The organism is Microbacterium sp. (genome assembly GCF_051953575.1).
In the GTDB taxonomy this organism is placed as follows: domain Bacteria; phylum Actinomycetota; class Actinomycetes; order Actinomycetales; family Microbacteriaceae; genus Microbacterium.
Genome location: NZ_JBQCIP010000188.1, coordinates 1 through 5,575, shown reverse-complemented (window position 1 = coordinate 5,575; position 5,575 = coordinate 1). Strand labels below are relative to the sequence as shown.

4 protein-coding genes and 1 pseudogene are annotated in these 5,575 nt (G+C 72.4%); 2 read left to right on the top strand and 3 right to left on the bottom strand.

Features of this window, described 5'->3' with window-relative positions; genetic code table 11:
• Both ACTHNQ_RS11675 and ACTHNQ_RS11670 read left to right on the top strand, forming a co-directional pair.
• Positions 1–99 (top strand): annotated as a pseudogene (locus tag ACTHNQ_RS11675) (carbohydrate ABC transporter permease); the annotation flags it as partial.
• Between the two features lie 53 nt (positions 100–152).
• Positions 153–2,393, top strand: a complete 2,241-nt coding sequence (locus ACTHNQ_RS11670; RefSeq protein ID WP_440333569.1) for a glycoside hydrolase family 3 N-terminal domain-containing protein — start codon at positions 153–155, stop codon at positions 2,391–2,393.
• A gap of 96 nt (positions 2,394–2,489) precedes the next feature.
• On the opposite strand, the gene ACTHNQ_RS11665 is transcribed toward ACTHNQ_RS11670, so the two are convergent.
• From ACTHNQ_RS11665 to ACTHNQ_RS11655, 3 genes are all read right to left on the bottom strand, one after another.
• A complete protein-coding gene (locus tag ACTHNQ_RS11665) occupies positions 2,490–3,995 on the bottom strand; it encodes an alpha-N-arabinofuranosidase (protein WP_440333567.1) in 1,506 nt (501 codons plus the stop codon).
• The gene (locus tag ACTHNQ_RS11660; protein WP_440333565.1) at positions 3,992–5,101 is read right to left on the bottom strand and encodes a Gfo/Idh/MocA family protein; all 1,110 of its coding nucleotides are present in this window, start codon (positions 5,099–5,101) and stop codon (positions 3,992–3,994) included. The genes ACTHNQ_RS11665 and ACTHNQ_RS11660 overlap by 4 nt, the downstream gene beginning before the upstream one ends.
• The coding region (locus ACTHNQ_RS11655; protein WP_440333563.1) for a ThuA domain-containing protein at positions 5,098–5,575 on the bottom strand (478 nt) is incomplete at its 5' end. The genes ACTHNQ_RS11655 and ACTHNQ_RS11660, both read right to left, overlap by 4 nt.

The window sequence follows — 5,575 nt, the reverse complement described above, 5'->3', positions numbered from 1 at the left end:
CTGGCGTTCACGTCGCTGTCGATGATCCCCGCGCTCGCCTTCTTCAGCCTGTTCGAGCGCCGCATCGTCGGCGGCCTCACCGGGGCGGTCAAGGGATGAGCGGGGTGGATCTGCCCGCCGTCTCGGAGCGGGTGCGGGCTCTGCACGCCCAGATGACGCTCGACGAGAAGCTCGCGCAGCTCGTCGGCTACTGGGTCGACCAGGGCGACGAGGTCGTCGCGCCCATGGCGGGCGAGATGGTGAACTCCACCGGCTACGACGAGGCGACCGTGCACGGGATCGGGCACCTGACCCGGGTGTACGGGACGCGCCCGGTCGACCCCGTCGAGCGGGCGGCCTGGCTGTGGGACGAGCAGCGACGCCTGCGCGAGCGCTCGCGCCTGGGCATCGGGGCGATCGTGCACGAGGAGTGCCTGACGGGCCTCGCCGCCTGGAAGGCCGCGACCTTCCCCACTCCGCTGGCCTGGGGCGCCGCCTTCGATCCCGAACTGACCGAGCAGATCGGCGCCGCCATCGGCCGCTCGATGGCCGAGCTCGGCATCCATCAGGGGCTCGCACCCGTGCTCGACGTCGTGACGGACCCCCGCTGGGGGCGTGTCGACGAGTGCATCGCCGAGGACCCGTATGTCGTGGGCACGATCGGCACCGCCTACGTGCGGGGCCTGCAGTCCACCGGTGTGCACGCCACGCTGAAGCACTTCGCGGGCTATTCGGCGTCGCAGGCCGGGCGCAACCACGCTCCCGTCCACATGGGACTGCGCCGGCTGCAGGACGTCGTCCTGCCGCCGTTCGAGATGGCGGTCCGCGACGGCGGCGTGCGGTCGGTCATGAACTCGTACGCCGAGATCGACGGGGTGCCCGTCGCCTCGAACCCCGACCTGCTCACGTCGCTCCTGCGCGAGGAATGGGGCTTCGACGGCACCGTCGTCGCGGACTACTTCGCGGTCGCGTTCCTCCACGCGCTGCACGGCGTCGCGGCCGACCTCGGCGAGGCGGCGCAGCTCGCACTGCGCGCGGGCATCGACATCGAGCTTCCCACCGGGGACGCCTTCGTCGGTCCCCTCCGCGAGCGTCTGGCGGACGACCCGCACGGCCTGGCCGACGTCGACCGCGCCGTGCTCCGCGTCCTCTCCCAGAAGGAGGAGCTCGGCCTCCTCGACGATGACGACTCGACGCCCCCGACCGAGGTGTCGCTCGACAGCCCCGAGCTGCGCGAGCTCGCCCGCCGGTCGGCCGAGGAATCGATCGTTCTGCTGAGCAACGATGGGATGCTGCCCCTCGCCGCGCCCCGGACGGTCGCGCTGATCGGCCCGAACGCCGACGCGGCCGAGTCGCTCATGGGCTGCTACTCGTTCGCGAACCACGTGCTCGCGCACCACCCGGGGACGCCGCTGGGATTCGAGATCCCGACGATCGCCGAGGCGCTGCGGGCCGAGCTGGCCCAGGCCTCGATCGTGCTCGAACGCGGCTGCGACGTCGAGGACCCCGATCCCTCCGGCATCGCTGCGGCCGCCGAGGCCGCCGCGAACGCCGAGGTGGCGATCGTCGTCGTCGGCGACCGTGCCGGACTGTTCGGCCGCGGAACCGTCGGCGAGGGCAACGACGTCGACGACCTCGAGCTGCCCGGCGCCCAGCGCGCCCTCGTGGAGGCGGTCGTCGCGACGGGCACCCCGACCGCGGTGGTGGTCGTCTCGGGCCGGCCGTATGCGATCGGATGGATGCTGGAGGGCCCGTCGGCCGCCGGCGCCGTGATCCAGGCGTTCTTCCCGGGCGAAGAGGGCGGCCCCGCGATCGCGCGCATCCTGTCGGGTGCGAGCGCGCCCTCTGGGAGGCTGCCGGTGTCGCTCCCGCGCTCGGCGGGCGCGCAGCCGTACACGTACCTGCACCCCGTGCTGGGCGGCCCGACCGAGGTCACGAGTGCCGACAACACGCCCGCGCTCCCCTTCGGCCACGGACTGACGTACACGACCTTCGCGCACGAGGACCTCGACGCCGCGGATGCACCGACCGACGGGACGGTCGTCGCGAGAGTGCGGGTGTCGAACACGGGCGACCGCGCGGGCACGGATGTCGTGCAGCTCTACGCGCGCGACGTCTTCGCCTCGGTCACGCGTCCCGTCGCCCAGCTGCTCGCGTACCAGCGGGTGTCGCTGGAGCCCGGCGAGTCCGCGGTGGTCACGTTCGACGTGCCCGCCACACGGCTCGCGTTCACGGGTCGCAACGGCCGCCGCATCGTCGAGCCGGGCGCGATCGAGCTGTGGGTCGGCGCGTCGTGCGCCGACCGCGAGGCCGAGACGGGGATCGAGCTCACCGGCACGATCCACGCGCTCACGGCGGACTCCCCCCGGGTCGCCACGGCCGTCGTCTCACCCCTGGTGCGCGAGCCCCGCTGACGCTCAGACCCCCGGACGCCGAGGGCCGAGGATCCGGATGGATCCTCGGCCCTCGGCGTTTCGGCGTTCCCGTGATCGGGCCCGCGCCGCGGAGACCTACGCCAGATCGAGCTCGACCGTCGCGAACGAATGCGGCGGCAGCGTGACCGACAGCACACCGGCCTCGAGCGAGGTCTCCAGTTCGACGGGCGCCACGGCGTCGGGCGTCTCGGGAGTGTTGTGGGCGGCGGCATCCGTCCCCGTCAGCACGCGGGCGCGGCGCACGGACGCACCACGACCGCGCAGGTCGACCCGCACCTCGAGCGCGGCGTCCAGCGACAGGTTCGACAGCGACACCAGAGCGCCGTCGTCGCGCGTCGAGGCCGACACCGAGAGGCCAGGCACGTCGTCGGCCGCAGTCGGCGCCGACAGCACGTGGGCGGCCAGCGCCGTCGCGTCGTGGTGGCCGCGGTTCATCTCGAACACGTGGTAGGTCGGCGTGAGCACCATCGCACCGGAGTCGTCGGTGAGGATCATCGCCTGCAGCACGTTGAGGGTCTGCGCGATGTTCGCCATCTTCAGCCGCCCGGCGTGCCGGTGGAACGCGTCGAAGTGCACGGCGGCCACGAGCGCGTCGCGCACGGTGTTCTGCTGGAACAGGAATCCGGGGTTCGTCCCGGGTTCGACGTTCCACCAGGTGCCCCACTCGTCGAGGATCAGGCCCACCTTGCGGTCGGGGTCGTACGAGTCCATGACGGCCTCGTGGCGGCGGATCACCCGCTCGACGTCCAAGGCCTTGCGCATGGTCCCGTAGAACTCGTCGTCGGTGAACGACGTGGCCGACTCGGTGTTGATGCCGCCGCCGGCGTGCGAGTAGTAGTGGAACGACACGCCCTGGAACACCGGGGTCGGGTTCGACCCGCAGGTGAGGCATCCGAGCGATTCCATGAGCGCGCGCGTCCACGCGGTGTCGTCGTCCGACGCTCCGGCCGCGATGCGGTACAGCTCGTTGCCGCCGTGGTTGCGGCAGTAGGTGCCGTACCGGCGCGCCTCGAGCGCGTACTGCTGGGCGGTCATGTTGCCGCCGCAGCCCCACGCCTCGTTGCCGATGCCCCAGAACGGCACCTTCCACGGCTCGTCGCGACCGTTCTCGCGGCGCAGGCGCGCCATCGGCGAGTCCCCGTCGCGGGTGAGGTACTCCACCCACTCGCTCATCTCGCGGACGGTGCCGCTGCCGACGTTGCCGTTGACGTACGCGTCGGCGCCGAGCAGATCGCACAGGTCCATGAACTCGTGCGTGCCGAAGTGGTTGTTCTCGACGACATCGCCCCAGTGGGTGTTCACCATCGTCGGACGGCTCTCGCGCGGGCCGATGCCGTCGCGCCAGTGGTAGTCGTCGGCGAAGCAGCCGCCGGGCCAGCGCAGGTTGGGGATGCCGAGAGCGCGCAGCGCCTCGACGACGTCCGAGCGGATGCCGCGGACGTTGGGGAGGGGCGAGTCCTCGCCGACCCAGAAGCCGCCGTAGATGCAGCGGCCGAGGTGCTCGGCGAAGTGCCCGTACAGGTGTCGGCTGATGACGTCGCCGGGAACGTCGAGGTCGATGACGGCGCGGGCGGTGCTCACAGGTTTCTCCAGGTCGAGGTGGGGGTCAGGGGGACGAGCGGGGGGCGCTCCACGGTGGTGCGGAGCGGTTCGCGGATGCCGGAGGCCGCGGATGCGGCGAGCGCTGTCATGATCTCCAGCACGTGGAGGGCCATGGCCCCGCTCGCGCGGCCGTCGGCGCCGTCGGCCGAGGCCCGCGCCAGGTCGACGAGCCCGATGCCGCGGCCGGCGTCGACGTAGCCCGCCCACGGCTCGAGGGTCTGCCACTCGCCGCCCCGCTCATGCAGGCGGACGTCGCCGGCGAAGCCGTTCGGGTCGGGGACGACGAGCGAGCCGTCGACGCCGTGCACCTCGATCGGCTCGGCCGTGGAGCGCACGCCGTCGAAGCTCATCGTGACGGTCGAGATCGCGCCCGACGCATGGTGCAGGATGCCGGTCAGGTGCGTGTCGACCTCGACCGGGATCCGCTCCCCGGCGCGCGGCCCCGAGCCGATCACGCGCGTGTCGCGCGATCGGGATCCGGCTCCCGACACCGCGGTGACGGGCCCCAGCAGCTGCACGAGCGAGGTGACGTAGTACGGGCCCATGTCGAGCAGCGGTCCGCCGCCCTCGCGATAGTAGAAGTCGGGCTGCGGATGCCACGACTCGTGACCGGCAGAGACCCACATGGCCGATGCCGACACCGGCTGGCCGATGCGTCCGTCGTCGATCGCCGCACGCGCCGTCTGCACGCCCGTGCCGAGCACCGTGTCGGGAGCACCACCGACGCGCACGCCGGCGGCGGTGGCGGCATCCATCACGCGCACCGCGTCGGCGAACGTCGCCGCCAGCGGCTTCTCACCGTAGACGTCCTTGCCGTGCGCGATGGCGGCGAGCGCGACATCGGCGTGCGCGGCGGGGATGGTGAGGTTGAGCACGACCTGGATGCCGTCGTCGGCGAGCAGCTCGTCGGTCGAGAGCGCACGGCAGCCGGCAAGCCCGTCCGCCGCCGCCTGCGCCCGCGCGGTGTCGAGGTCGGCGACGGCGGCGATGCGGACGCCGGCCGCGTCGGCGAGCGTCGTGAGGTACTGGCCCGAGATCACCCCGAGGCCGACGATGCCGACGGCGGTCGGCTGCACGCCGCTCATCGCGCCGCCCACAGGAGTCCGCGCTGGATGATCGTGCGCACGTTGTCGTCCTGCAGCACGTCGACGCTATGGCCGGGCGTCGACACGAAGACGCGGCCGGCGCCCCACTCGCGGGTCCACACCGCGGGCGACACGATCGGGCGGTGCCAAGGGTGGTACGGCTGCACCGGGTGGGTCGTCGTCGCGAGCACGTCGTTGAGTTCGTCGAAGAGCACCCAGTACTGCTCGGTGCGCAGGCTGAAGTCGTCGAGGCCTTCCGTGATGGGATGCCGCCGGCCGAGCTCGGTGAGCTCGACGACGTAGTCGCGGTAGTTCTCCTCGCCCTCCGCGCGCTCGACTCCCGGGCCCACGGCGGGATGCGTCGCGAACTGGCCGCCCACGAGCTGCAGGTAGTCCGAGGACGCGCGGAACGAGTCGGCGATGCCGCCGTGCCATCCGGTGAGGCCGGTCCCCGCTTCGACGGCGGCGCGCAGG

Coding starts and splice junctions, on each gene's coding strand:
- ACTHNQ_RS11670 (WP_440333569.1), top strand. CDS start 153: ATGACGCTCGACGAGAAGCTCGCGCAGCTCGTCGGCTACTGGGTCGAC.
- ACTHNQ_RS11660 (WP_440333565.1), bottom strand. CDS start 5,101: ATGAGCGGCGTGCAGCCGACCGCCGTCGGCATCGTCGGCCTCGGGGTG.